General features: G+C 63.5%; 21 protein-coding genes. 9 read left to right on the top strand and 12 right to left on the bottom strand.

The features are described 5' to 3' along the window. Positions 1-6: 6 nt before the first annotated feature. Positions 7-1,041, top strand: a complete 1,035-nt coding sequence (locus J8F10_RS34340; RefSeq protein ID WP_210661579.1) for a TIGR02996 domain-containing protein — start codon at positions 7-9, stop codon at positions 1,039-1,041. A 17-nt stretch (positions 1,042-1,058) separates the two neighbouring features. On the opposite strand, the gene pruA is transcribed toward J8F10_RS34340, so the two are convergent. Beyond that, on the bottom strand, positions 1,059-4,115 hold the full coding sequence (gene pruA, locus J8F10_RS34335) for an L-glutamate gamma-semialdehyde dehydrogenase (RefSeq protein ID WP_210661577.1): 3,057 nt from the start codon (positions 4,113-4,115) through the stop codon (positions 1,059-1,061). Positions 4,116-4,273: 158 nt separating this feature from the next. Here pruA and J8F10_RS34330 point away from each other — a divergent pair, with 158 nt between their 5' ends. Together J8F10_RS34330 and J8F10_RS34325 are read left to right on the top strand one after the other, a co-directional pair. Continuing rightward, positions 4,274-5,131 carry a serine/threonine protein kinase gene (locus J8F10_RS34330; protein WP_210661575.1) on the top strand — a complete coding sequence of 286 codons (858 nt, stop codon included), beginning with the start codon at positions 4,274-4,276 and terminating at the stop codon, positions 5,129-5,131. A 222-nt stretch (positions 5,132-5,353) separates the two neighbouring features. Further along, complete coding sequence (locus J8F10_RS34325; protein WP_210661573.1) at positions 5,354-6,586, top strand: DUF3754 domain-containing protein; 1,233 nt, start codon at positions 5,354-5,356, stop codon at positions 6,584-6,586. 261 nt (positions 6,587-6,847) lie between these two features. On the opposite strand, the gene J8F10_RS34320 is transcribed toward J8F10_RS34325, so the two are convergent. Continuing rightward, positions 6,848-8,182: an IS701 family transposase gene (locus J8F10_RS34320; protein ID WP_210651692.1), complete on the bottom strand. Its 1,335-nt coding sequence runs from the start codon at positions 8,180-8,182 to the stop codon at positions 6,848-6,850. 85 nt (positions 8,183-8,267) lie between these two features. Then, on the bottom strand, positions 8,268-8,504 hold the full coding sequence (locus tag J8F10_RS34315; protein WP_210661571.1) for a hypothetical protein: 237 nt from the start codon (positions 8,502-8,504) through the stop codon (positions 8,268-8,270). Between the two features lie 406 nt (positions 8,505-8,910). On the opposite strand from J8F10_RS34315, the gene J8F10_RS34310 reads away from it, so the two are divergent. From J8F10_RS34310 to J8F10_RS34300, 3 genes are all read left to right on the top strand, one after another. Next, a complete protein-coding gene (locus J8F10_RS34310; RefSeq protein WP_210661569.1) occupies positions 8,911-10,047 on the top strand; it encodes a pyridoxal phosphate-dependent aminotransferase in 1,137 nt (378 codons plus the stop codon). A 459-nt stretch (positions 10,048-10,506) separates the two neighbouring features. Beyond that, the gene (locus J8F10_RS34305) at positions 10,507-13,119 is read left to right on the top strand and encodes a S41 family peptidase (RefSeq protein WP_210661567.1); all 2,613 of its coding nucleotides are present in this window, start codon (positions 10,507-10,509) and stop codon (positions 13,117-13,119) included. Positions 13,120-13,350: 231 nt separating this feature from the next. Then, positions 13,351-14,943 (top strand): carboxypeptidase-like regulatory domain-containing protein, encoded by a 1,593-nt coding sequence (locus J8F10_RS34300; RefSeq protein WP_210661565.1) that lies wholly within the window; start codon positions 13,351-13,353, stop codon positions 14,941-14,943. Positions 14,944-14,959: 16 nt separating this feature from the next. Here J8F10_RS34300 and J8F10_RS34295 read toward each other — a convergent pair whose 3' ends face one another. The 5 genes from J8F10_RS34295 to J8F10_RS34275 form a co-directional block, all read right to left on the bottom strand. Beyond that, on the bottom strand, positions 14,960-17,125 hold the full coding sequence (locus tag J8F10_RS34295; protein ID WP_210661562.1) for an amino acid transporter: 2,166 nt from the start codon (positions 17,123-17,125) through the stop codon (positions 14,960-14,962). Positions 17,126-17,305: 180 nt separating this feature from the next. Next, complete coding sequence (locus J8F10_RS34290; protein WP_210661560.1) at positions 17,306-18,028, bottom strand: DUF72 domain-containing protein; 723 nt, start codon at positions 18,026-18,028, stop codon at positions 17,306-17,308. Positions 18,029-18,076: 48 nt separating this feature from the next. After that, positions 18,077-18,430, bottom strand: a complete 354-nt coding sequence (locus J8F10_RS41020; RefSeq protein WP_210661558.1) for a zinc ribbon domain-containing protein — start codon at positions 18,428-18,430, stop codon at positions 18,077-18,079. A 39-nt stretch (positions 18,431-18,469) separates the two neighbouring features. Further along, a complete protein-coding gene (locus J8F10_RS34280; RefSeq protein ID WP_210661556.1) occupies positions 18,470-18,994 on the bottom strand; it encodes a dihydrofolate reductase family protein in 525 nt (174 codons plus the stop codon). Between the two features lie 67 nt (positions 18,995-19,061). Continuing rightward, complete coding sequence (locus J8F10_RS34275) at positions 19,062-19,499, bottom strand: hypothetical protein (protein WP_210661554.1); 438 nt, start codon at positions 19,497-19,499, stop codon at positions 19,062-19,064. Between the two features lie 328 nt (positions 19,500-19,827). Between J8F10_RS34275 and J8F10_RS34270 the strand changes: the two genes are divergently transcribed. The 3 genes from J8F10_RS34270 (at position 19,828) to J8F10_RS34260 (ending at position 21,926) form a co-directional block, all read left to right on the top strand. Continuing rightward, a complete protein-coding gene (locus J8F10_RS34270; RefSeq protein ID WP_210661552.1) occupies positions 19,828-20,001 on the top strand; it encodes a hypothetical protein in 174 nt (57 codons plus the stop codon). A 166-nt stretch (positions 20,002-20,167) separates the two neighbouring features. Further along, complete coding sequence (locus J8F10_RS34265) at positions 20,168-21,337, top strand: hypothetical protein (RefSeq protein WP_210661550.1); 1,170 nt, start codon at positions 20,168-20,170, stop codon at positions 21,335-21,337. A 79-nt stretch (positions 21,338-21,416) separates the two neighbouring features. Next, a complete protein-coding gene (locus J8F10_RS34260) occupies positions 21,417-21,926 on the top strand; it encodes a four-helix bundle copper-binding protein (RefSeq protein WP_210661548.1) in 510 nt (169 codons plus the stop codon). Between the two features lie 17 nt (positions 21,927-21,943). Here the strand turns inward: J8F10_RS34260 and J8F10_RS34255 are convergent, their stop codons facing one another. The 4 genes from J8F10_RS34255 to J8F10_RS34240 all read right to left on the bottom strand — a co-directional run bounded on the left by J8F10_RS34255 (position 21,944) and on the right by J8F10_RS34240 (position 24,548). Continuing rightward, complete coding sequence (locus J8F10_RS34255) at positions 21,944-22,198, bottom strand: hypothetical protein (protein ID WP_210661546.1); 255 nt, start codon at positions 22,196-22,198, stop codon at positions 21,944-21,946. A gap of 368 nt (positions 22,199-22,566) precedes the next feature. Then, the gene (locus J8F10_RS34250) at positions 22,567-22,905 is read right to left on the bottom strand and encodes a hypothetical protein (protein ID WP_210661544.1); all 339 of its coding nucleotides are present in this window, start codon (positions 22,903-22,905) and stop codon (positions 22,567-22,569) included. Next, the gene (locus J8F10_RS34245; protein ID WP_390891157.1) at positions 22,902-23,318 is read right to left on the bottom strand and encodes a DUF6941 family protein; all 417 of its coding nucleotides are present in this window, start codon (positions 23,316-23,318) and stop codon (positions 22,902-22,904) included. Before J8F10_RS34245 ends, J8F10_RS34250 begins: the two co-directional genes overlap by 4 nt. Positions 23,319-23,390: 72 nt before the next feature. Continuing rightward, positions 23,391-24,548, bottom strand: a complete 1,158-nt coding sequence (locus tag J8F10_RS34240; RefSeq protein ID WP_210661540.1) for an AAA family ATPase — start codon at positions 24,546-24,548, stop codon at positions 23,391-23,393. Positions 24,549-24,578: the final 30 nt, after the last annotated feature.

Here is a 24,578-nt window from a genome sequence, read left to right as displayed (position 1 = left end):
GCGTTAATGAACGAACGCGAAGCCTTGTTGCGCGCGATCTGCGACAACCCCGATGATGATACCCCGCGCCTCGTGTTCGCCGACTGGCTTCAAGAGCACGGCGACGAAGCGCAGGCGGAGTTCATCCGCACGCAGATTGCGGTGGCCCGTGGGAGTACGGACACTGTCTTGAAGGAACGCGAAAGCGTACTACTTGCCGCGCATGGCGAAAAGTGGTCGGAGCCGCTGAGATCGCTTGGCTTCGCTCTAGTGGCATACCAGAAACCCACGCTCCGAAGTTTCCAGGGCATTGAGTATCGACGTGGGTTCCCTTACGGCGTGCAAATCAATGAGGAGAAAGAAGCATTCGCGGATCGTGCGGTCGAGTTGTTCCGTTGCGCGCCAATTCAGCGGATCGCCTTCTACCATCAGTGGGACTACCACAAACTTGCGGCGTGTTCCAAACTCCTTCAGGTGCGGGAACTCAGCCTCGACAGGTCTGGGTATGAAACCCCTGAGTTGGCGGTTTTCTTCGGCTCGAAGTTCCTCAAGAATCTGGTGCGTCTTGAGTTAATCGCCGACGATGATAACGGGCATTTGGAGCTAGACGGTATCGAACTTCTGAGTAAAACTCGAAGCCTGCCCGCGCTGCGGCATCTCGACCTTTCGCACAATTGGTGCAACTGGGAATCTGCTGACGGAACCGATTGGATTGCGAAACTGCTGAAAGGGCGACTCGTTAAAAGGCTGGAATCTCTGTGGCTTCGGAGCACCTTATTGGCTTCTACAGGTGTCGAATTACTCGTCTCCTCGAAACAGCTCAACTCCGTTCGGCATTTGAATCTGTCTGGCAATTGCATCAGCCCCCGAGGGTTGCAGATACTGGCGTCATCACCAAATCTGCAATCGCTCTCTGTTCTCGATTTACGTGAGAACCGCTACGACGATGATGACGGTCCTGAGTTCACGAACTGCCCACCAGAAACGCGGCAACTCCTCGAAACTCGGTTCGGCAACGGCCTCTTGCTCGACGGAGAGCAAGAGCCGCACCCACTCCCCTAACCCTCCTTTTTTCCGGCTCACTCCCCCGTGCCCGTTTCCGGGGCGAACCCGCGGCGCATCTGGTTCTCGGTGATCGTGCGCGGGAGCACGAACTGGAGCAGGTAGTCCGGGCCGCCGGCCTTCGAGCCGATCCCGCTGAGCTTGAAGCCCCCGAACGGTTGCCGGTCCACCAGCGCGCCGGTGCATTTGCGGTTGATGTACAGGTTGCCCACGCGGAACTTCCGCTTCACCTTTTCGAGGTGGCTCGGGCTGCGGCTGTAGCACCCGCCCGTGAGCGCGTACCGCGTGCCGTTCGCGATGCGAAGCGCGTCGTCCAGGTCCTTCGCGCGGATCACCGACAGCACCGGCCCGAAGATCTCTTCTTGTGCGATCCCGGCATTCTCCGGCACGTTCGCGAAGATCGTCGGCGGGATGAAGTGCCCCTGCTCCATCAGCGCGCCGAGGTCGGTCTGGTGCGCGAGTTTCGCCTCTTTCTTACCCGCTTCGATGAACTTCAGGATGCGGCCCCGGGCCTCGGCATCAATGACCGGACCGAGCGAGCACCCCGGATCGTCCGCGGCCTTCACCGCGAGTGACTTCGTCGCTTCCACGAGCCGGTTCAGGAACTGGTCATAGATGCCGTCCAGCACGATCGCACGCGACCCGGCCGAGCACTTCTGCCCACCGAACCCGAACGCCGAATCGACCACGCCCTTCACCGCTTCGTCGAGGTCCGCGTCCGAGTCCACGATGACCGCGTTCTTGCCGCCCATCTCGGCGATGACCTTCTTCACGAAGTTCTGACCGCCGGGCGTCTTCGAGGCCTGCTCGTTGATGAGCAGCGCGACCTTCAGCGACCCGGTGAACGCGATCAGCGCCACATCCGGGTGCTGCACGAGCGTCGGCCCGATTTCTTCGCCGTCCCCGGGCAGGAAATTCGCGACCCCTGGGGGAACGCCCGCAGCCTGGAGGCACTCCATCAGCTTCGCGCCGATGATCCCGGACTGTTCCGCGGGCTTGAGAATGACCGTGTTCCCGCTGACGATCGCGGCGGTCGCCATACCCGCGAGAATCGCGAGCGGGAAGTTCCACGGTGCGATGATTACGGACACGCCGCGCGGCTCGTAGAAGTACCGGTTGTCCTCGCCCGGAACGTCGCGGTGCTGCGTCGCGCCGAGCTTCAGCATTTCGACCGCGTAGTATTCGCAGAAGTCGATGGCTTCCGCCACGTCCGCATCGGACTCGCGCCACGGCTTGCCGGTCTCGTACACGATCCACGCGGACAGCTCGAACCGGCGCTTGCGGAACTGCTCGGCCACGTCGCGGAGCAGCTTGGCGCGAGTTTCGACGCTCGTGTCGCGCCAAGTGTCGAACGCCGTGAGGCACGACTTCACCGCGAGCTTCGCCTGCTCGACGTTGGCCATTGCGACCTTGCCGATCAGTTCCGACTTGCGCGACGGGTTCTCGCGATCGAGCGTCTTCGTGACCGGCAGCGGCTTGTTGTCAATTACGATGGGGTACGTGCGGCCGAACTCCGCGCGAACCTGATCGAGCGCGGCCTTCATCGCCACGCGATTCGCTTCCACGGAGAAGTCGGTGAGCGGCTCGTTGATAAACGCGGCGGGCGCGCCGCTCACGGGGGCCGGTGCGTGATTGGTGCTTTCGGTGTGTGCGGGCGGATGCGTTGCGGTCATGGATGTGGTTGGGATGTTGGGGGATTCGGCGGGCAGCGCGCGCCGATTGGTCGCCGGGTCCGTGAGCAGCACTTCTTCCGACAAGCCCTCGGAGAAGCCCTGCCGCAAGAACGAATCGTTCGACGAGTTCTCGAGCAGCCGGCGGACGAGATACGCCATGCCGGGGAGCAGTTGACCGTAGGGCGTGTAGATGCGGACCCGCTGACCGAGCGACTGGATCGATTCCTTGATCGCGTCGGCCATGCCGTAGAGCATCTGGAACTCGTACCGGCGCGGCGGGACGCCGAGCTTCTCGGCCACCGCCATCGCGTGCGAGATGCTCCGAATGTTGTGCGACCCGAACGCGGGGATCAGCCACTCCACGTTCGCGAGCAGGAACTCGGTCAGTTTCTCGAAGTTGGCGTCCGATTCCCACTTCTTCGTGAACACCGGGACCGGCCAGTGATTCTGCGCCGCGATCACGGTTTCGTAGTCCCAGTACGCGCCCTTCACCAAGCGAATCCACACCGGCGTTTTGCGAACGTTCTTCGCCCAGTCGAGCAGCGCGTGGAGATCGGCCTCAGTATCCTTCAAGTACGCCTGAATCGCGATCCCGACACTCGGCCAGTCGCGGAACTCCGGCTCCGTGAGGATGTCGCGGAAGATCTTCAGCGTGACGTCCTTGAAGCTGTGCTGCTCCATGTCGAAGTTGACGAACGCGCCGGTCTGCTTCGCCAAACTTAGGATCGGCCGCAGGCGCCGACACACGGCCCGCGACGTCCCTTCCGGGTCGATCGGGTCGAACTGGCTGAACAGCGCGGACAGCTTCACCGACACGTTCACGCGCGGGATCGGCCCGCGGTCGTCGCGGTCGATGGTCGGCTCTTCGGGCCACGCATTGACTTCGCGCGTTAAACCCGTGAGCAAGTCCAAATACTGCTTCTGAACGTGATCCGCTTCGACTTCGGTGATCGTGGCTTCGCCCAGCAAATCAATGGTGAACGCCAGCCGGCGGTCGCGCATCGCGCGAACGGCTTCGACGGCCTCCCCCACGTTCGACCCGGCGATGAATTTCCGGGCCATCTGCTCCGCGCCGCGCTGTGATGCGAACGCGAGCCCCTGCCCCAAAATGCCACTATTCGGGATGAGTCGCGTGCCCCACCGCGCCCACCAGGGTAACTCGTCTTTCGCTTCGCCCAGATACTCGCGCAAGTGCCGCGACACCTCCGCGGGCTGCTTCAAGTACGGCAGTGTGTCCACGAAGCGGAACAGTTGCACCTTGAGGGCGGGGTCGTGCATCCCCAAACCCATGAGTTTGTCTTCGAGCCAGGCGCGCGTGAACAGCACCGGCCCCTGTCGGTCGAGCCGGGCGAAGATTTCGCGGCCGTATTGTTTGGTGCGCTCGTCGAGGTCGTTAGCCATGTGAAAGTCGTTAAGAATCGGATCTTGCCCCGCCTCAAAAAAGACGAGGGAGTTTTAAAGCTCCTTACCCAAAGGGAGATAGGTTGGGAGGAGTGCTTTCATTCAGCGCCGGACCGTGTACCATTCACCCGAGCATTCCACTTAAATCGCGGTGCCCGATGGCGATCGACAAAATCGGCAAGTTCACAGTGCTAGGTACGCTGGGTGCCGGGGCTCACAGCAGTATTTTACACATCCGCCGGGCCGAGGACGAAAGAGAGTACGCCCTCAAGCTCGTCCCCATCGAGGGGAAGGACGACCTGAAGTACCTGGAACAAGCGAAACACGAGTTCCGCGTGGGCCAGATGCTCAATCACCCCAATTTAGTGAAGGTCCACGCGCTTGAAACGGAAGCCGGGTGGTTCTCCGGGCCGAAGAAAGCCAAGTTACTTTTGGAATACGTACCCGGCACGACGATGGACAAGCTCCCGCTGCAAAGAATGGCGAAGTTGCTCCGCATGTTCGAGCGCATCGCGGACGCCCTCACCCACATGCACAAGCAGGGCGTCTACCACGCCGATATGAAGCCGAACAATCTGATCCACGAGCGCGGAACGCGGGTGAAGGTGCTCGATTACGGCCTCGCGTGGATCAAGGGCGAGGGCAAGGACCGCGTGCAGGGCACGCCGGAGTACATGGCGCCGGAAACCGTTGAACACAAACTCGTGAACGACCGCACGGACATCTACAACTTCGGCGTCACGATGTACCGACTCGTCACGCTCCAGCTCCCGCCGTGCTGGATGAACGGTGAAGACGCGCTGCCGATGAACAAGAAAATCTTCAAAGAGCAACTCAAGCCGGTCCGGACCGCGAACCCGATGGTGCCCGAAGACCTGGCGGACCTGATCCACGAGTGCCTCCAGCCGAACGCGACCAAGCGCCCCGAGCGCATGAGCCACATCCAGGGCACGCTCGACCAGCTCGCGGACCAGGCCGCGGCCAAACTCGACGACCCGGTGGAACTGGAAGAGTAGACTCAGGTGAAAGGAAAAAGGAAAAAGGTGAAAGGAAAAAGGCGAATGACTGCCTCCGCTCTCCTCTTGAGCCCCCCACGGGGCGGTAGATAGTAGCCAGAGGCGAAGCGCAGCGCAACCCCTGGCGGGCTTTGGTATACTTCTGGTGACTCCTTCCCCGTTTTTCCTCTTATCGTTTGCGTTTTTCCTTTTTCCTTTCTCCTTTTTCCTTCTTCAGACTCCATGCTCCGTGAGCACTACATCCCGGTCCGCGTGGCCGATCTGATCGGCTTCCTGTGCGCGGAATCGGGGCCGCTCCACGATCAGGTGCTCACCGCCGAGGAACAAGCCGCGTTCCGCCGGTTCGCGAGCACGGTCGCGTCCCACGTTCACACCATTTACCAGGCCGAGATCCGCCAACTCAAGGACGCTTACGCCTCGTTCGACCCGGACGCCGACCCGAAGCCGCTCGACCCGCCGACCGGCGAGAAGCGCGCCGCAGCACTCGATCGCCTATTCGACACCTTCGTTCACCTGATGAACCGCGCCAACTACCGGCGCCTCACGCGCGACGAGATCGAGCAGATCACCCGCGGCGCGAGCGACTGGGGCGTGGACATGGACGTAACCTGGGACGCTTTCGAGAAGGTCGAAGTGTTCTACCGCGGAAAGGGGTACGGTAAGCGCACCAAGCGCGGGCTGGTCCGGTTCTGGCGCAAGTACACGATCGAACTCCCCACGTTCGCGCGCGTCGCGGTCATCTTCAAACAGCGCCCCCACAAGCGCCTGGACGACGACGTGGACACCAAAAGCGTTTTTCTGAAACTGTTCAAGGACATGCCGCAGATGGACGTCGAGATGCTGCTCCCCGGCGGGCGCATCCGAATGCTGAAACTTGACCGGTTGAAGCTCGGCGGCTCGCTCACCAGTTCGGCCGCCTACGTCATCTACAAACTGAGTTCATTCTCATTGCTGTCGATCTTAGGCGGGTTTGGCGCGAACATGTTAATCGCCTTGTGGACCCCCATCGCGCTTGTTGGTGGGTACGGGTACAAGACGTGGTACAGCTTTCAGTCGTCGCGCCGGACGTACATGCACCAACTCACGCAGAGCCTGTACTACCAGAACCTGGATAACAACAGCGGCGTCATGTTTCGGCTGCTCGATGAGGCCGAAGAACAAGAAATTCGCGAAGCGCTGCTCGCGTACTTCTACTTGTGGCGGTACGGCGGCGCTGAGGGCTGGACCACCGAACAACTCGACTTCTACATCGAACGAGACTTGAGAATCCGGCTCCCGGCCGAAGTGAACTTCGAGATCATCGACGCGCTCAGGAAGCTCATTCGCAGCGGCTTGGTCCGAAAGTGCGACCACCGCTATTGCGCGGCTCCCATCGACCAAGCACAGGCGAAACTCAACGCGATCTGGGACGGCTACGCCCGCAACGGCCCACCTCACCTTCTGCCGGGCGAGTGAAGGCGAACGGCCGGTGTGAGCCGGCCGGTGCTCTGCTCAGGTACAGCCAGGACCGTGGCAGTTGGCGCCAAAGATGTCACTTGACCTCGAACTCGTACACATCAGTCGTGTCTTTCCCGTTTGGCAGAGAGGTGGTGACAAAAAGCTTGAACGTGCCCTTAACCTTCGGTTTTACCTCGACCTCGTGACTGCCCGCTCCGGGAAGCGCCTTCCCCTTCACCCGATTGGTAACGGTCTGTACTTTCCGCGAACTTATAGCGTTTAAGCAGCCAGATCCAGGCACCGGTGCGCGAGGGCGCGGATTCTCGCGGGGTCGTGGTGCTCGCCCACAACGGCCTGAATTTCCTCGGCCAGCAGCTCCCGTTGCCAGGCCCGGCGCTTGTCCGCGTGGCTCGGGCGCCGGTTCGGATCGTCCCACGGGGAGGCCGCCCGATGGGCCACCAGTTCATCCGCCTTCTGGTTCCAGGCCCACACCTCGGTGAGCGTGAGGGACCACGCACACAGGTGGAAGCATCCCACGTTCGACGCGACCCCGCGTACCTGCTGGTGACCGGCGCCCGCGACCTGTTTGAGATCTCGAAAACAGGTTTCCAACGAGAACCGGTCCGCGATCAGGCCCAGGATGTCGGCCACGGAGGCCGTGGGGTCCGTGCAGAAGAACGCGACCCACCCCTTGGGTTCGTCCACCAGGACGACCCGGATCGTGCCCCCGGCCGGCCGCCACGTGGCCTCGAACGTCTTGTACCGCTTCTCCACGGGCTTCCCATACAGGGTGAACGTGCCCGTGGTCCACCCGCCCTTGTGCCCGGCCCGCTTGGCGAGCGACACCCGCTGCTCCCCGTACACGCGGGGCCGCCCGCGGGCGCTCGGATCGCGGGCCGGGGGCACCGTCCACAGGGCCGCGTCCTTGCGGAGCCGGCTCACCATGGTCACCCGGAGCGCGAGTAGGGCCTTGAGCACCGGGGCCTTGGCGTACGCCCCGTCGGCCACCACCCACACGGCCCGGCCCCACGTCTTCAGCCACCCGTGGGCCCACCGGACCAGGTCCACGGCCATCACCAACTTGGTTGCGAACTCGGGCCGGTCCGGCCCGGGGATGGCCCCGAGATCTTTGCGGCGGATGTACAGGCGGGCCAACAGGGGGAGGGCCACAATCCCCCCGAGGGGGTGTCCCACCAACAACCCGAGGACCACCCACACGTGCCCGTACACGAACGGGCCCCCGGCCGGCCCGGGTGTCGGGTTGTGGTGCGCCCCGGCCCCTCGAACCTTGGGCCCGTACCGCTCCGTCGGGGTGTCGTCGAGGGCCAGCACCACCCGAGGCGCACCGGCCACCATGGGCTTGAGAACCTCGACCAACAACCGCATGGCGATACGCTCGGTGCGGCGCCCCACGGCCGCGGCCGTGGCGTAGCACCGGCGGTACTGGGGCGACAGCCCGGCGGCCCGGATCCAACCCGCGAGGGTGCGGCGCCCGCGGGTCAGGATGATCCCGAGGAACAGGACCGCGAGCCGCCGCCCGGACCGCGGGTCCAGAGCCTTGGCCAGGGTTGAAAACCAGTGGCACCGAGGGGCCGGAGTATGCGAAGATGGCATGGCCGCGTCCGTTCGGGTCGGGAGGTCGTGTGGTAACGCCATCCTCCCGGACGGGCCGGCACTCGTCTACTCCCGGCCCCACAACTTACGCCAACCGCCTATAACTTCGCGGAAAGTACAGAACGGTCTGAACGGTTACTTGCGACGAGGCCGATACGCGGGCGTTGACTTGTGTACCGGCGGCAGCCTTAACCGGAATGCGAACAACATCGCCCAAATTGATATTGAAGGGAGTCTTGTCTTCCGGAATTACAATATCGCCGGCAGTTCCAATGCTGGGCAGCAAACCGAGCAGTGCCACAGCAAACACCAATTGTTTCATTGCGTGTCCTCTTCACCGGGAACGGAGGTTGGTCCAACCAACTGCGCACGCGAAGGACGGCCGCCCCTTTCGTACTTGTCGACTGATGTCGAAAAATATGTGACCAAATCGGCCCACTGAAACGATCCAACCGGAATCTCGAAGTCTCGGGCCGCCGCATCGCACCCGATGGAAGCTCCCGTCGAATCGGTTGATTCCAACGGAGCACCGGGCGAGTCTGGTGAACCCTGCCCGCAAGGGCAGCGGGTGCCGCGCACGAGTGGTGGGTCGAATTCCACGCACCCGCCCGCAAAGGCAATCGTGCGTAGGATAACCACTCGCCGCCCTTAGTAGGCGCGCCACTACCCACCGCCCTTGCGGGCGGGGTTCACCATTGCCCTCGCGGGCGGGTTCGCCAGGAGTCGCCGTGTTCCCCGAATCGTTTCTAGCGGACCGCACGCGAGCGGTCGAAGTGTCCGGCGTGCGGAAGGTCTTCGAGTTGGCCCGGTCGCTGAAAGACCCGGTCAACCTCAGCATCGGGCAACCGCACTTCGACGTGCCCGACTCCATCAAGAACGCTGCGAAGGCGGCCATCGACGGGAACCGCAACGGCTACACCGTCACGCAGGGCATCCCCGAACTGTGCTCGCGGTTACTCGCGGACGCACAAGCCCGCTTCCCCGCTCCGCCACAGGTGGCCCCAGGCTACGAGCGCGACGTGTTGGTCACGAGCGGCACCAGTGGCGGGTTGGTGCTCGCGCTGCTCGCGGTCGTGAATCCGGGCGACGAGGTCATCACCGCGGACCCGTACTTCGTCGCGTACCCGAACGTGGTCGCGCTCGCGGGCGGGAAGCTCGTGACAGTGGACACTTACCCGGACTTCCGGCTCGATGTTGACAAAGTCGCCGCCGCGATCACCCCGCGGACGAAAGCCATCGTGCTCTCGTCCCCCTCGAACCCCACGGGTGCGGTACTCGATGCGGCCACTCAAAAGGGACTGGCCGAACTCGCACGCGACCGCGGTATCCTCCTCATCAGCGACGAGATTTACCGCGGATTTCACTACGACGGCGCCCCGCAATCGCCCGCGTCTTACGACCCGAACGTGCTGGTGATCGAGGGCTTCGGGAAGACCTACGGCATCACCGGTTGGCGCCTGGGCTGGGCACACGGCCCGAAGCGATTGATCCAGGAAATGGCGAAACTGCAGCAATGTACATTTGTGTGCGCACCGAGCATCGTACAATGGGGCGGCATTGCCGCGTTGGATTTTGACGTGTCCGGGATCGTCGCGGACTACAAGCGCAAACGCGACTTGTTGATGGAGGGGTTGAGGGGGGTGTACGAGTTCGTGGCGCCGGGCGGGGCCTTCTACCTGTACCCGAAGGCGCCGTGGGGAACGGCGACCGAATTCGTCACGGAAGCGGTCAAACACAACCTGCTCGTGATCCCGGGCAACGTGTTCAGCGGCCGCGACACGCACTTCCGCGTGTCCTACGCCGCCACCGATGAAACGCTTCACCGCGGTATCGAGATCCTTCGCACGTTGGCAAAGAGGAAGTGAAGCGTCGTATCTCTGTTACCCTGGGACCGCGGGCATCTTTATCGCCTTCGCTGCCATAAGCAGAAGGGCGGGCAAGATGCCCGCGGTCCCAGGAGAAACCAGCGGCTAACAATGGCCACCCGAATTTCTTTGCCATAACTAGCTGCCGCCTTTGCAATTGCGGCAATCGGCTAACAAATCAGCCGGGCCAGAATTGTTAGCAAATGTTAGCCGCGAGGTACACCGATCCGGGCTCGATCTTCGTTGGATTCATCGGCCCGAAACTTGCGGCAAATGCGCACGCCAAAAGCACCGATTCCGCAGTGAGAACATCCGCAATCGCCTGTATCCCACCCCACCGATGGGCCTCGCGCCTCCGGCGTAACCGCCGTGTAAATGCGATTGACGGGTTCGGCTCAATGGTGACAATGGCCAGAATTAGTGACCGGCCGTGCCAGGCCTACAGGAGAGGATAACTTGATGAACGCGCGCGTGTGGATTCTGGGCGCAATCGCCGCGGTAGCGCTGGCGGTCGGTCCGCAACTGCGGGCTTCGGCCGCGGAGGGGCGCGAGGCCGCCACCAAAGCGCAAGGCCCTTACGTCGTCGTCGTCGGCGTCGGCGAGTTCAAGGACAAGGCCATCAGCCCGCGCCCGACGGCCGACGCCGATGCCAAAGCGCTCCACGCGATGCTCACCGACAAGAAGTACCTCGGTGCTTCCGCGGACCGCGCGAAACTGCTCCTCTCGGCCGATGCCACCCGTGAAGCGGTCGTGAAGGCAGTCGAAACGGCGGTCGCGTCCACCGGACCGGAAGACACGGTGATCCTCGCGTTCTTCGGGCGCGGCACCTCCGCCGGCGACAAGCCGTGCATCTTCACTTCCGACAGCACCGTGAAGGAGCGGGCCAAGACCGCCCTCCAGATCACCGATCTGGAACCGGCGTTCAAGAAGCTGAAGAACCAGAACGTGCTCCTGATGATGGACATTCAGTACCGGGGCGGGATCGACGCCGGGACCGAGAAGATCGTGGAGCCGAGTTGGGGCGAGATCATGAAGCTCGTCTTCGGCGACGAAAAAGACGACAACATGCTCCCGCCCAACCGCGTGCTGGTCCTCGGCAACCCGCCGTTCCAGGACGCGCTCACGAAGGGCGATCACGGGCTGTTCTACTCGGTGCTCTCTGCCGGGCTCGGCGGTAAAGCGGACCAGGCCCCGTACAACGAGGGCTACGAATCGGACGGCATCGTCACCACGCGCGAGCTGCTCAAGTACCTGGAAAAAGAGATCCCCACCGCCGCCCGCGCGACGGGCAAGACCGACAAGGAAAAGGAACTCGAACCGGTCTTCGTCGGCCGCGGGGCCAGCAAGTTCTGGGTCACGCGCAACCCCGCCGAGACCGCGACCGTCAAGAAGCGGATCGAAACTGTTGAGGCGCTGACCAAGGACACCAAACTCACGCCGGACCTCGCGAAAGAAGCGGTCACCCTCCTGTTCCAGATGCCGAAGCTGAAGTGGTCGCAGGCGCTCCGCAAGGAGTACCAGAAGCTCGCCGATGGCGGTACCGTGGCCGACCTCGAAGGCGCGCGCAAGAAGCTCCTCGAAGGGCTGAAACTGCCGACCGAGGACGCGACCGAATTCGCCAAGAAAGTCGCCCCGGCGATCTCCAAACTGTCGGCCGAGTACATCAAGCCGCTGTCGCGCGGCGAACTGACCGCGCTGGCGATCCGCGGCGTGTTCACCGAGGCCGATGAAGCGATCCCCGCCGACATCGCCGACGCGCTCAAGGCCCCCAAAGACATCAGCGACGAGCGCGGCAGGGAACTGCTCGTCGAGGCCCGGCTCCGGCTCGGCAAGCGCGAAGACCTCGACGGCGAAAAGGCCGCCGACGTGACCATTCGTGCCCTCATCGGGGCGCTCCACGACCCCTACGCCGGGTACTTCACCAAGGAAGAGTGGCTCCGCACGCAGGGCCAACTGTTCGGCCGGTTCCCCGGCGTCGGCATCATCATTCGCCGCGAAGCGGTCCGCGACGGTTTGCTCGTCGTGACGCCCATCAAGGGCAGCCCGGCGTTCCGCGCGGGCATCCAGGCCGGCGACCTCATCACCGAGATTCGCCTCGAAGTGGACAAGCAGGGCAAGGTGCTGCCGGACGACGCGAAGAAGGTCCACAGCACCAAGGGGCTGAAGACCGACGACGCGGTGAACCTCATCACCGGCAAGCCGGACACCCCGGTCGCGCTCGTGGTCCAGCGCGAGGGCGAGAGCGAACCGAAGGTGTTCCGCCTCACCCGCAACTACGTGATGGTGGAAACCGTTCACGGCGTGAAGCGCGACGACAAGAACGACTGGTCGTACTACATCGACGAGAAGAGCAAGATCGGCTACCTGCACCTGAGCCAGTTCATCTCCATCTCGGACGACCTGGGAACGACGGCCGACATCAAGCGGGCGCTGGCGAGCATGAAGCGGTCCGGGCTGAACGGCCTGGTCATCGACGTGCGCAACAACCCCGGTGGGTCGCTGAAGGGCGTCATCGACATCTGCGAACTGTTCGTGGGCCGCGAGGCGATCGTGACCACGAAGGAGCGCGGCGGCGCGGGCGCGGTCAACACCTACTCCGGTCGCGCCGCGGGCGACAAGAGCTTCCCGATTGTGGTGCTCATCAACGGTAACAGCGCGAGTGCCAGCGAAATCCTCGCCGCGTGTCTCCAGGATCACAGTCGCGCAACTATCATTGGCGAACGCACTTACGGCAAGGGCAGCGTCCAACACGTCGAGCCCTACGAGCAGACCGAGGGGCGGATCAAGTACACCGTGGCCCGATACTACCCGCCGAGCGGCCGGAACATCGACAAGGTCGCGATGGAGCAGTCCACGGAACTGAAGGCGAAGGACGAGTGGGGCGTGAAGCCCGACGCCGGGTTCGAGATCAAGTTGACCCGCGAGGAACTCACCGACTGGTTCGAGTACAGTCGCGACCTCGAAATCATCCCGCCTGCGGGCAAGAAAGTCCCGGTCGTTGACCCCGCCAAGGACAAGCAACTGGCGAAGGCCGTGGAGCACCTGCGCGGGCTGATTAAGGACAAGAAGTAACCGCCTTGCCGTGCGAACGCACAGTTGTGGGGCGTGTTCGGTGAAGGAGTTACGAGACTCCTTCACCGAACACGCCCCACAGCCATTCAGCCAATTCTTTTCCAACAGCTTCCACACTCTTCTGCCCCACGCCCCGACTACCCACACTGACGAATAACGCCCTTTCGGTTCTCGGCGCTCGCGTTCCGAGTCGCGGTCTGGTGAAATGTCGCGACACGTTCGGAGAAGCCCATGCTGGTTGGTTTCGTCAGCGACGAGCGGTTCGTTGCGCTGCCCGATGTGGTGCTGGAGTTCATCAGTACATCGGGCGAATCGTGGGACGTGCGGTCGCGCGCATCCGGGGCGGTTCACCTTGCTTTGCCGCCCGGCGAGTACCGCGTGGTGCTTCAGAAGCCGGGGTACGGCGCGAAGTTCAGTCGAGTCACATTACCCTGCTCCACACCGCACCATTTCCGGCTGCTCTCCGACGGGTTGCTCGGGTACGCATGGCCGAAATGGGTACGCAGCGGGGAAGCATCCGAGTTCCGCGTTCACTCGGTCGAGCCGTACAAGCTCGAACTGTGGCGGTGCGGTTGGCGACCCGAGTTCGTGCGGGCGCTCGGCTGGCACGACGAACACGGTCCGCGCGCTGTGATGCAAATCACACCCGACGGCGACTACACGCAGACCGGCGCGGAGTGGAACAAAGTCGGCTATGCGAACTCGGTGCATTCGCAGCACGTCGCGGGGCCGGAACGGAGCGGGCTGTACTACTTTCGGGCCTCGACCGCGAGCGGCCGACAATTCAGCTTCCCGTGGATCGTCGCACCGGCGCGCCCCACCGCGAAGATGGCGGTGCTCGCATCGAACTTCACCTGGAACGCCTACAACAACTTCGGGGGCCGCAGCAATTACATCCACGCCGACGGCCTGCCCCCAACGCCAACAATCAACGCCCGCGCGGAACTGAAGCGTTACTCCGACGCGGGGTTCTTTACTTGGGGCGCGGATCACTACCCACCGCTCTCGTTCGACCGGCCCGAACCGTTCAACCACATCGACTTCACGGAGCAGATCACGGACCCGATCGAGGGCCGGCAAGCGTGCCACCTCGCGCCGGCCGAATGGCGGCTCCTCGGCTGGCTCGAACGGCAGGGGTTCGCTTACGACTACTTCGCCGAAACGCAGCTCGACAACGGCACGCTCGACTTGTCGCAGTACCGCGTGCTGGTGATCGCGGTTCACCCCGAATACTGGACGCGCCGCATGTACGAGCGCGTGAAGCGATGGGGGTTCGAGGAGGGTGGTCGGCTCGTGTACCTCGGCGGGAACGGGCTGAACTGTGCGGTGGAGTTGCTCCCTACAGGGGCCGTACTTCACCACAACGGAAAGATCGCGGGATTGGATATCGCAGGTTTGGGCGGTCACGAGAGCCGCTACGCGATGCGCCACGAATCCGAAGCGAATCTCCTGGGCTGCGTGTTCACGCCCGCGGGCGCCATGACCGGCGCGCCGTACCGCGTGATGGACGCATCGCACTGGGCCTTTGCGGGCACGGACCTGAAGACCGGCGACACATTCGGCGAGAAGTGCTTGCACATGCGCTGCCCGGGCGGTGCGTCCGGGCACGAAACGGACAAAGTATCTCCGAGTTCGCCGGAGAACGTGAATGTCATTGCGAGGGGACTCAATCCCGACAACGGCGGGGCCGACATGCTCACGTTCGCCACGCCTTCGGGCGGCGAGGTGTTCTCCGTCGGCTCAATCAACTTCGTCGCGTCGCTGCCGGTAGACGAAGCCGTTTCGCGCGTCACCGAGAACGTGCTCCGCCGGTTTCTGTCGTGAGCCAGCGGTGCTGTCACTACGCCACGACGACGTGCGGCTTGCGGTCGTCCGGCACATCGGCGCGGCGGATCAGTGTGTACACCATCCACGGCACGTTACCGATCCCGAACAGCACGAAGTGCAGGTTCGCCGTTACCGGGTTCTCGACCGACCAGCCGAAGTGGACCTCCGGTACGCCGCCCGTTTTCGCGAGTTCGAGTGCGCACGCCGCCACCGCGTGTGCCACCGAGCAACAGCGCGTGATGTGGATCACCACGCGCCCCTCGTCGCGCGCGATCCGCACCAACGGGTGCTGGTTGAAGTTGCTCGGGTCGGCCACTTCTGCCAGGACGAACATGATCGGCAGCGTGCCGGGGATGCGGTGCCGCGTGCGGACCTCGATCTCCCGCGCCCGGAGGTCGTGTTTGCCCGGTCGGAGCGGAACCAGGATCGGCAAGTCGGCCGCCATCAGGCGCTCCCACTCGTGTTCGGTCACCTTGTCCGCGAACTCGAACGCCTCGAACCGGAACTCGGTGCTGCGCCACGCCCGACTGATAACGGACAGCACCAGCACCAGGGCAACAAACGCGCCCGCGACCACCGCACCGACGGGCCGCGTCCACGCGACCAGGATCGTACACGCGCCGAACGTGGCCAGCGCGAGCAGGAACACCGGCGGCACGCGGAGCACCTTGCGCCACCCGCGCGCGGTCCGGCGCTGCCAGACGTCCACGGTCGCGGCGAGCGCGGCGAACGCGAAGAGCGCGAGCACCGCCGTGAGGTACGCGGCGCGGTGGGCGTCGATGTCGGTCGCGTAGTACGCGATGAGCACGAACTTCAGCGCGAGGAACAGGTACGCCAGCACGCCGAGTTTCACCGACCAACTGAACTCCATGCCGAGCCGGTTCAGGTACGGCGGAATCCACGACGCGAGCGTGAGCGCGAAGCTCAGCCCCGCGAGCGCGAGGATCGCGACCGTGGCGGCGTCGTAAACCGTACCGAACGCCAACCCGAACACGGGATTCATCGCAATCGCGGATTGGCCGTCGGAGAGCGCCCCGCCGTGCGCGAGGTACGCGAGCGAGCGGTACTTCGCTTGCCCGTTTACTTCCTGCGCACCCGGCGGGATCAGCACCGTCGTCACGAGCGTGGACGTGAGCAGGTACGTGGACATCGTGACCGCGGCGAGCGTGAGAAGGAGTCGCGTGTTGCGGATCACACCGCGGGGTTTCTGCGGATCGTCGTCCTTCCGCCCGCGAACGAGCGGCATCGCCATCAGCGTTAGCTCGAACCCGCTCAGCCCGAGGCACAGCGCGGGGATTAGTGGGATGCACGCCCCGAGCAGCGCGCCCCAACCACCGGGGGAAGGCGCGTCAGCACCCGGGCGCCAGTTCCCGCTCCACACATCGGCCCACCACGACGCGATCAGTTTCGGGTGATCCACCAAATACGCGACGCCGCTCCCGACCACGACGAGCGTCATCACGAGGTAAACGAGAACCGTGAGTGCGGCGAGCCGGATGAAGTTCCGCGTGTACCCGCGAAAGAAGAGCAGCCCCGTCGCTGTGCTCAAAACAAGAATGACGAGCGACACGACCGTTTGCCGGTGCCACAGCCCGTCGGACCGCCGTTTGGCCCAATCGGGTAGCCCGGCGCGCGCGGTATCGCCCCAGCGCGTGGCGTCGTCGAGCGCCTGCTGCCATTGGGGGTGCGGGTTGAACGTGAGGTGCTCGGCCGCGGTCGCGGTAGAGAACGTGCGCGTGAACACGAGGTCCACCGCACCAAACGCGAGCAGCACGAGCAGAAGCAGTTTCCCGAACCACCCCGGAACGACGCGCTCCAGGAGCGCGGTGGACCCGCCGCCGTGGGGCGACCGGCCCGCGATGTAGCAGTAAACGGGGAGCGCGAACCCGAGCGTGACGAGCGCAATCAGCACCGTCACGAGCGGCGCCAGCCGGCCCGCCGCGCCGAACGCGATCGAGGGCTGGTACGCGAGTGTACTGAGGTAGTCCAACCCGATGACGCACAGCACCCACGGCCACGCGGCGCGGAACGGGGCCGGCGCGGGGACCGGAGGGTCCGCGTTAGTGTTGGTGGGTTGTGGGGGAGATCCGTCGGGCGGCTCCCCCGGTCTAGATGGGGGTTCGGAGTGACTACTGGGGGGGTCGGCCGATTCGCCAGAGAGGAAGTCGGGAGCGGGCATTGTTGCCTCCAAGCCGGCCGAAGAAGGTGGGTAGAGTGTCTGAGTATGTGGCCGGCTTGGACCCTATTTTACGCATTATGCCGTTGCGAAATGCACGGATTCGCGGAACTGGTGGCAGCTACAGCGTTTCAGCATCGAGAATAACCTGGTCCCCGAAATGGGCGGCCGGGTTCGCCTCACCTACGCGACCCGTTTCTGCGGCACGCCTTCCGCGATCAGTTCCAGGAGCCGTGACGCCATTCGCGGTCCCGCCCCGGCGTCTTCGTGTTTGAAGAACACGAAGCACTCGCGCCAGCCTTGCCCCCCCATTCGCGCGGCCCACTCCCGCAACGCGGTGTCGTCGTAATCGGGCCGGCGCAATCGGAGGTAGCCCCAATCTGCCGTCGAAACGAAGGGAACGTCCAGATCGTCCTCTGCGTCGGCCACGCACATGGCCGCCTGATGATCGCGGAGCAACTCGTATACCTCGTCGTCGAACCACGACTGGTGACGGAACTCGAACGTCACGCGACACGGCGGCAGGTACGCGAGGAAGTCGGAGAGGGCCGCAGTGTCTTTGCGGAACGTTGGCGGCAACTGAAACAGGATCGGCCCCAGCCGTTCGCCGAGAGCGCCCGCACTTGCGACCAGTGAAGACACCAGCCCACACGAATTCGCGAGCCGTTTCACGTGCGTAATTTCTTGCGGCGCCTTCAGCACGAACCGGAAGTTCACGGGCACCTGGCTCGCCCACGTTTCCAGAACAGACACCGCGGGCGCGCGATAGAACGTGTTGTTGATTTCCACCGTGCGGAACCGCTCGCCGTAGTAACCGAGCATCTTGTTGGCCGAGAGCTTGTCGGGGTAGAAGCTCCCCTTCCACTCCTTGTACGAGTAGCCGCTGGTGCCAACGAAGAAATTCACGTGCCGCTCCTCCGTGAGCGATTTTGGGAAGGACTCGCCGTGTGGCGGTTACCGTGATGACATTCCCGTTACGACGATCAGCATGATAACTACGACGACCGCCGCAAATACGAAACCAAATATCGTCAAGGTCATTGCAGATTCGTAGCAACTCGGACACCGCAGTTCGTTCGCCCCGCCTCGACCATGTTGGACGTAGATCGACTGAACGTGGCGCGGGCAGCAGAACATGTTGCACCCCTGGCACCGCGTCGTTGCTAGTGCTGAGCACCGGCAACACGTCGGCCCGGTCTGCGGCGCGGGGGACGACTGAGCCGGACGGTTCGGGTGCCCGCATTGGGGACACGCGACCGCTTCACTTGATATCCGATGGCCGCACGCGGGGCAATCGATCAACGGCATGGCGCACCGTATCGGGAGAAAATACAAGCGCAACACAATTCAGGAGCGTTCGACGGCGTATTCCAGTGCAACAGTCCCGGTTGTTTTGTAAGCTCGGCTGCTCACCAAACGCAAGCGCGTTCGGCCCTCGCCGGGCGGTAGCAACGGAACGCCACCGCCGAGGAGCACGGGAATCACGGCGACTTCGACCGTGTCCACGTGCCCCAAATCCAGCGCGCTGCGGAACAGTGTCCCGCCTCCAAACAGCCAGATGTCTTTGCCCGGCGCGGACCGCAATTGTGTCAGTGCGCCGCCGAGGTCGGCACTGATGATCGTGACGCCGGGGTGGTTCTGCGGGCGCAGCGTGCGCGAAACGACCACCGACTTAACCCCAGGCATTACACTGCCGTGCCCCTGTGCCTGCGTGAGCTCGAACGTTCGCCGGCCCATCAGCACGGTATCGAACCGGGCGAATATGGACCCGAAGTCGATTTCGGGGTCCATCACGATCCAGTCGGCTTCGCCGTTCGGACCCGCGACGAACCCGTCCAAACTCATCGCGACCGAGTAGCAGATCTTTCGCATCGGCCCCTCCCCGCATGGTGCTGAGTGGCGGCAGTTCTCAATCCCTCGCGTCACGGTACCCGAGGAGTTATTCGCCCGCAACCGGTCTCGCTTTCCACGTCCGTCGTACCGCGTTGACAACAATCGCGCGGCGCCAGCACGCCCGTGAAATCACCGCCGCAACGCTCAGGTACGCAATCGCGCCGAGCCACCCGATAGAGCCGTGACGCGCGAGCCAGGTACTCGCGCCGAGTGCGCTGCCCAGTGCAATCGCCATCGCGAGCCATACCGTGATTGGGTGCCGCCACCACAACACGAGCGCGGCGGACAGCCCCAACCAGAGGAGCATCCCCGCGACGAACAGTGCCGGGTGCCGCGCGAGTAGCGGGTACGCGATCGGGTTGTATTCCGCAGCGGTGGAGTAATCGCCGGCCCAATAGGTATCGGGCTGGCCCATGAGTGTCATGGAAATATCGCCCGCGAATAGGCACACGGCCGGGAGCAACAACCAGAGTCTCGCTCGCACGTTCCCCTCCGGCTCACAACCGCCCGACTCGTTTGAAGCGCTGCCACTTTAGCCATTCTTCGATATTCGGTGTCCGGTCTTTTGCGCGTGAGGCGATTCGCAAAAGTTGCCCATCTTGCCTCCCGACAACATTCGTTCCGGTTTCTGGATAAATTCCGCCGGGCGCGTTGCCGACCTTCTGGGGGTTCCTATACTTTCTGCGCGAATACTCTTGCCCTGCCGGACCACCGGCAGAACCTCTCCTCGGCGGTCTGCGTTGCCTGTGTGGGGCGAACGCGGCGCGTTGAGGCCCGCCGAATGCGGGCTAATGGACCGAAAGGGTCGAGTCATGGGCAGTGCCTTACTTTCCGAAGTGGACTTTATTGAGGAACTGCGGCTCCGCCGTTGGGCGCGCGAAAATTATGTGCCCACTGATGAGCGCGACACCGCTTGGCATCCGATCATTCTGGAAGAGATGCGCCGCCGGGATGGGGAAGTGAGCGAGGCCGTGCTGGTCGGGTGACCGCGCCAATCGTTCCGCCGACCCACCCGACGCGCTCGGGTGGGTTTCTTTTTTGTGCTGTGGGCCGGAGGCCCGCACACGCGCCCCGCGGCACCGGCTGCGGGTTAGGGCCGCCGCGCGGGCGCTCGCGCGGTGTTCCGGGATCGAGCGACAAGGAGGTTGCGCGATGGGCTTCTTCACCGGACGTGCCACGTTTCTCCGTTTCAAGGTGAACGGCCCGGCGCCCCGCCAGTTCGACGACGAACACCTCGCGCGGCTCATCGACCACCAAGCCGGGCGCCAGCGGATCGCGTCCGCCGACGGCGTTGAAACCGGCTGGGCCGCGGGCGAACACATCCTCGACACCGACTTCGACCTCGCCAAAAACATCATCAACGACACGCTCACGTTCGACCTCCGTGTCGATACGGACAAGCTCCCCGCGGACCTGCTCCGCGCGTACATCGCCGTGGAACTAAAAGCGCTCTCGAAGGACAACCCCAGCGGGTTCGCGAGCGCGCGCCAGAAGCGCGAAGCAAAAGAGATGGCGCGCGACCGGCTTGAACAGGAATCGAAGGACGGGCGCTACCGCAAGCGGAAGTGCGTCCCGGTGCTGTGGGACCGGCTCACCAACGAGGTACTGTTCGGGGCCACGTCGCTCACACAAGTGGACCGACTATGCAGCCTGTTCGAGCAGACGTTCGGCGTCGAACTGGATTGCGTGACCGCCGGCCGGCGCGCGTACCACCTCGCCGAAATCAACACGCGCACGCGCATGGTGGACGATTCCGCGCCGAGCCTGTTCATCCCGGGCACCACGCCCACGGACGTCGCGTGGATCGCCGACGAGAGCAGCCGCGACTTCCTCGGTAACGAGTTTTTGCTGTGGCTGTGGTATTACACGGACGTGCATTCCGACACGATCACGCTCGCGGACAACTCCGAAGTCACGCTCATGATCGCGCGCACGCTGAACCTGGAGTGCCCACGCGGGCAGACCGGGCACGAGACGATTTCGCACGAAGGCCCGTCGCGCTTGCCGGAAGCCCGGCGCGCCATTCAAAGTGGCAAGCTCCCGCGCAAAGCGGGCCTCACGCTCGTGCGGCACAGCGAGCAGTACGAACTCACGCTGCACGCCGAAACGCTCGGGGTCGGCGGCGCGAAGTTACCGCCCCCCGATGAAGGCGCGGACGCACGCGGTAAGCTCGACGACCGCGCGACCCAGCTCCGCTCGCTCATCGAAACACTCGACCTGCTTTACGACGCCTTCGGGCAAAAGCGGTTCAGCAACGAATGGGCCGGGGAATTGGAAGGTATGCAAAAGTGGCTGAAGCGCGAGGACCGGCGCGCGGCCTAACGGCGCGACGTTTGCAGATAGTCCCCTCGTAGCGCCGCGAGCCCTCGCGGCGCATTCAGGTCTTCAACGCGAGGGGCGCATGAATCACACCAAGTTGCTCGGGGTGTTGGGACTGTTGGCGGTTTCGTTCGCGGTCGCGGGTACCGCGGTCGCGATCGGTGGGAAACCTCCGGTCGAAACGCCCGCCGCAGCGGTGCCCGTTCCGGCGGAAGACCGGGCCGTTGACCCCAAGATGTCGCAGTTCATGGACTGTGCGAAAGCGTGCGACGACTGCGCACGGGTGTGCAATCTGTGCGCGGCTCACTGCACGAAAATGGCGGTCGACGGGCAAAAAGAGCACCTCGCTACCGTGCGCACCTGCACGGACTGTGCGAGCATCTGCACCTCCGCGTCCGCGATCGTCATCAAGAGCGGACCGTTCTCGGACCTGATCTGTACCGCGTGCGTCGAGGCGTGCAAACGCTGTGGGGATGCGTGCGAAAAGCACGCCGATCACGACCCGATCATGAAACAGTGCATGGACGAGTGCCGAAAGTGCGAGAAGGCGTGCCGCATCATGATGAAGAACACCATCAAGCCCGAGAAGTAAGTTCGCGGAGCAACACCTCAGTCACCGGCCCGGTTCGTCCCGGCCGGTCGCGTTTGGTCGAGGATCATTTCCACCACCCAACAACTCGACCCGTGATCCGGGCACGTCTGAAGGTGGTCGTGGATCAGTTGGTCTTCACAGCCTGCGTCCCGAAGCGCGTCCGACAGAACCAGGTAGCGATCGGTCGCCGCATCTGCGCGAATCCCCATCGCCAGCGCGATCACATCCGAAGTGAGCCACTCGGCGCGAAGTGGGGTAGTGAGCGTTGTCAACGGGAGGATGTGATCCAATACGCAATCCCGCACGCGCAAATGAATAGCAGTAGATGTCGTATCGATGTCGTGATACTGCGCGAACGGAACAGTGAAGCTCGCACTACACAGTCGAACCCCGTGCTCGAATGCTTCGGCACGACCGTGTTGCACACCGATTTCGATATCCGGGCGCAGAAAACTGAAGCACGCTCTCGTCGGATCGGAACTCCACCAGCATCCGACACCTTCCGTGGTAGGATCGCACTGAACCTCGTAATTAAAATGGTCGAACCACATCCTGCGCCCGCCGCAACTCACGCGAGTCCGAAACTCGCCAGTGTGGTTACTGCGAACCGTCTTGAATTGCATAAACGTACCGCGGGTAACTAACTTATCGACGTGGGCAAACTGATTTGCACCGGGAACGAACTCGCCGCGGAAGTGCGCACGCCCTCCACAGCGGAACGGAGTTGCTCCACGAACGCAGTGACTTCGGCCGGAGTCGCAGACGCCGCGCACCGCACGCGAATCACAACTTCCAGTTCCTCCACCAATTGCGATTCGACGGGATCGATCACTTCAAACGAGTCGATCCGCGGTTGGAGCGCGACGACGGGCCAAGCGCGCTCTTCATCGGTCAACTCGGGGCCATCAGCCTCTACTACCTCGAACGAGTCGATATGCGGAATCGGCGTTCCGGCTGGGTACTTCTCGTCAGAAGTCATGTCACATCCTCCAACCGCATAGCTGCGCGCGCCAGGACCTCGCCTCCGTAGCGAAGAACGAGTTCGTAAATTCCGGGCCGACGAAACGGAACCCGCTGAATCGGAACCGCGTAATGGCGCACAGCCAACTTGTCTTCACCCATGTACACGTGAAAAGACCGCAACGAGCGGACGCGGGTATCTAGATCGAACGACAGATCGAGATGAAACATGTGCGTGCCGGTCGCATCGGAAAACTGACAGAGCACCCACAATTTTTCTGCGGTAAACGGATACCCCATACCAACCGGCGGGCGAAGCGCGAAGAACGGGCCGTCGAGCGTGTACCTGTTTGGTGTAACCTTGGTGTCGCAACTGATGCCCATACACGGGATGAACTGCCGAACGATGGGCGAAATGTTCACCGGGTTCATCGCGTCCAATCTCCGCACCTCGCGGCACCGGTACGTTTATCATCCCTTACACGCGGCCTGAATACAAACAAATCAGTGCCCACTGCCGTTGGCAGTGGCCGTGGGGCCGAAGCCGACGGAGCGTGACTTCCGCGCGGCGAGTTCCTGGCGGTTCTCGCGGAACTGGTCCATCGCCCGGTCCCAGTCCCACTTGCCGTCGTTGAGGAACAGCAGGATGAGCAGGTTCTTCACCTCTTCGATTTCCGCGAAGCTGAACCCTGCGGTCTGAGAAACGACGTGCTCTGTGGCCACGCCCGCCTGCACGTCCGCGTGCCAGCGGCCGACGAGTTCGCGCCGGAGGGGTGCGTCCGGTGGTTCGAGGTGCAGCACCACGTCGATGCGCCCCGGGCGCTTGAACGCCGGGTCGATGAGCGACATCGAGCAGTTGGTCGTGAACACGTAGGCGATGCCCTCGTTCACCTCAATGCCGTCGAGCGCGCTGAGGAACACTGCCTGGTCTTCGGTCTCGCCGACGGTGTTGCGGTCGCGCAGGGCAATGTCCATGTCGTCGAAGAAGATCACCCCGCGGCGCCCGACCGAGAACAGTTCCTTCACCGCTTCGACCGGATCGGCCGAGCCGCGTGCCGACCGGTACGTGTCGGGCGTGACGAGTCGGTACTCATAGCCGAGCCGAAGGCACTCGCGCCACAACCACCGGCACGCACTCGTTTTGCCGTTACCGGGCGGGCCGGTGAGCAGGATACCGCGTTTCGCGCGCCCGCCCAGTTCCTTGATGCGTTGGAGGTTCTTGCGGTCGAGGAAGCCGAGTGTGTTCTGTTTGAGCGTTTCGAGTTGCTCGCTCAGGAGGACCGGTGCTTCACCCTCGGGTTCTTTCGTGCGGTGCGACTTGATTGCCTGCCGGAACAGTTTGAGGTAATCGCCCTTCGCGACGACGAAGAAGTCGTAGCTCCCGGACGCCCCGAACGGGGCCACGCAGCGCGCGAAGGTGATCCCCTCGATGCTGTACTGCCGGATGCCGAACTGCATCCCGGGCCAATACTTGCGGCTCACGCCGATCCAGTCGCGTGTGAGCACGCCGTCGAGCGGGAGGAGCGGTCCGCGGATCGCGTTCTGGAGCAGTGGGTAGTAGAGACCACTGGGGACGAAGGCCACCGGGTCCGTGATCCCGGTGGCCTTCGCCACCGCGTCGAGGACGTACCGGTGGTTCGCGGTGTATTGTTCGAGTGTCATGCGGTTGTGGGCGGCCCGGCGTGTAGGGGG

It is taken from the genome of Gemmata palustris (assembly GCF_017939745.1).
Taxonomy (GTDB): domain Bacteria; phylum Planctomycetota; class Planctomycetia; order Gemmatales; family Gemmataceae; genus Gemmata; species Gemmata palustris.
This window is presented reverse-complemented; position numbering and strand designations above follow the sequence as displayed.

Bases quoted from the DNA above. Each gene is read 5' to 3' on its own strand.
- J8F10_RS34340 (WP_210661579.1), top strand. From the start codon at position 7: ATGAACGAACGCGAAGCCTTGTTGCGCGCGATCTGCGACAACCCCGAT.
- pruA (WP_210661577.1), bottom strand. From the start codon at position 4,115: ATGGCTAACGACCTCGACGAGCGCACCAAACAATACGGCCGCGAAATC.
- J8F10_RS34330 (WP_210661575.1), top strand. From the start codon at position 4,274: ATGGCGATCGACAAAATCGGCAAGTTCACAGTGCTAGGTACGCTGGGT.
- J8F10_RS34325 (WP_210661573.1), top strand. From the start codon at position 5,354: ATGCTCCGTGAGCACTACATCCCGGTCCGCGTGGCCGATCTGATCGGC.
- J8F10_RS34320 (WP_210651692.1), bottom strand. From the start codon at position 8,182: ATGCCATCTTCGCATACTCCGGCCCCTCGGTGCCACTGGTTTTCAACC.
- J8F10_RS34315 (WP_210661571.1), bottom strand. From the start codon at position 8,504: ATGAAACAATTGGTGTTTGCTGTGGCACTGCTCGGTTTGCTGCCCAGC.
- J8F10_RS34305 (WP_210661567.1), top strand. From the start codon at position 10,507: ATGAACGCGCGCGTGTGGATTCTGGGCGCAATCGCCGCGGTAGCGCTG.
- J8F10_RS34300 (WP_210661565.1), top strand. From the start codon at position 13,351: ATGCTGGTTGGTTTCGTCAGCGACGAGCGGTTCGTTGCGCTGCCCGAT.
- J8F10_RS34295 (WP_210661562.1), bottom strand. From the start codon at position 17,125: ATGCCCGCTCCCGACTTCCTCTCTGGCGAATCGGCCGACCCCCCCAGT.
- J8F10_RS41020 (WP_210661558.1), bottom strand. From the start codon at position 18,430: ATGCCGTTGATCGATTGCCCCGCGTGCGGCCATCGGATATCAAGTGAA.
- J8F10_RS34280 (WP_210661556.1), bottom strand. From the start codon at position 18,994: ATGCGAAAGATCTGCTACTCGGTCGCGATGAGTTTGGACGGGTTCGTC.
- J8F10_RS34270 (WP_210661552.1), top strand. From the start codon at position 19,828: ATGGGCAGTGCCTTACTTTCCGAAGTGGACTTTATTGAGGAACTGCGG.
- J8F10_RS34265 (WP_210661550.1), top strand. From the start codon at position 20,168: ATGGGCTTCTTCACCGGACGTGCCACGTTTCTCCGTTTCAAGGTGAAC.
- J8F10_RS34260 (WP_210661548.1), top strand. From the start codon at position 21,417: ATGAATCACACCAAGTTGCTCGGGGTGTTGGGACTGTTGGCGGTTTCG.
- J8F10_RS34250 (WP_210661544.1), bottom strand. From the start codon at position 22,905: ATGACTTCTGACGAGAAGTACCCAGCCGGAACGCCGATTCCGCATATC.
- J8F10_RS34245 (WP_390891157.1), bottom strand. From the start codon at position 23,318: ATGAACCCGGTGAACATTTCGCCCATCGTTCGGCAGTTCATCCCGTGT.
- J8F10_RS34240 (WP_210661540.1), bottom strand. From the start codon at position 24,548: ATGACACTCGAACAATACACCGCGAACCACCGGTACGTCCTCGACGCG.